This window comes from Streptomyces cahuitamycinicus (genome assembly GCF_002891435.1).
GTDB lineage: Bacteria > Actinomycetota > Actinomycetes > Streptomycetales > Streptomycetaceae > Streptomyces > Streptomyces cahuitamycinicus.
This window is the reverse complement of the sequence record NZ_POUC01000846.1, coordinates 1-1,274: the sequence shown is the minus strand read 5'-3', so window position 1 is coordinate 1,274 and position 1,274 is coordinate 1. Positions and strand designations below refer to the sequence as shown.

Here is a 1,274-nt window from a genome sequence, read left to right as displayed (position 1 = left end):
GAGCCGGGCCGCGCGGGTGGGCGGCCCGGGGTCATCCGCGCAGGGCTTCGACGGCGTCCGCGAGGGCTCGCGGCACATCCGGTACGAGGGAGTGGGCCCCGTCCCGAACGACGTGCCGCCCTGCCACGACCGTATGCGACACGTCCGCTGCCGACGCGGCGAATACGGCCGTCTCGGCCCCGAGCCGCGGAAGCGGCCCTGCCGTCCTGACCGAGTCGAGCGCGATGGTGGTGAAGTCGGCGAGCGCGCCGGGCTCCAGGGCGCCCGCGTCGTCCCAGCCGAGGGCCGCGTGGCCGTCGGCCGAGGCCGCCCGCAGGAGGGCCGCCGCCGTCCAGTGACCGCGGGTGCGGGTGCGCAGCCGCTCGTTCAGCTCCATGGCCCGCGCCTCTTCGAGCAGGTCGATCACGGCGTGGCTGTCGGAGCCGAGGGAGAGCGGCGAGCCTTCGTTCTGGAGGGCGGCGGCCGGCCCGATGCCGTCCGCGAGGTCCCGCTCGGTGGTCGGGCACATGCAGGTGCCGGTGCCACTGCCGCCGAGGAGGGAGATGTCCTGCGCGGTGAGGTGGGTGTTGTGGACACCCGTGGTGCGCGGTCCGAGGACGCCGTGCAGGGCGAGGAGCTGGGCCGGAGTGCAGCCGTGGACCTCCAGGCACGCCTCGTTCTCGGCGGTCTGTTCGGACAGGTGCACATGGAGCGGCGCCCGCCGCTCCTCGGCCCACCGTGCGACGGTCTCCAACTGGTCGGCGGGCACGGCCCGTACGGAGTGGATCGCGGCCCCGATCCGGGCGTGATCCCGTTCCTTGAGAATTGCAGAGCGTGCGGCCCAGGCCTCGGCGTCCCCGTCGGAGAAGCGGAGCTGCTGGGTGGTGGGCGGTTGCCCGAAGCCGGAGGAGAGGTAGGCGGTGTCGAGGAGGGTGATGCGGATCCCGGCTTCGGCGGCGGCAGCGATGAGGGCCTCGCCCATCGCGTTGGGGTCGGCGTAGGGAGTGCCGCCGGGGGCGTGGTGGACGTAGTGGAACTCGCCGACCGCCGTGATGCCGGCCAGGGCCATCTCGGCGTACACGGCGCGGGCCAGGGCGTGGTAGCGGTCCGGGGTGAGCCGGGCGGCCGTGGCGTACATGACCTCGCGCCAGGTCCAGAAGGTCCCGGAGCCGACCTGGACGGTGCCGCGCAGGGCGCGGTGGAAGGCGTGGGAGTGGGCGTTGGCCAGGCCGGGGAGGGTGAGTCCGCGCAGGACCTCGGCGCCGGCGGGCGGGGCGGGGGTACCGGTGCGGACG

Annotated in this window: 1 protein-coding gene; it reads right to left on the bottom strand. The window is 74.9% G+C overall.

From position 1 onward, the window contains the following. Nucleotides 1-31 precede the first annotated feature (31 nt). On the bottom strand, nucleotides 32-1,274 hold a 1,243-nt coding region (locus tag C1J00_RS43355; protein ID WP_102914229.1), incomplete at its 5' end, for a formimidoylglutamate deiminase.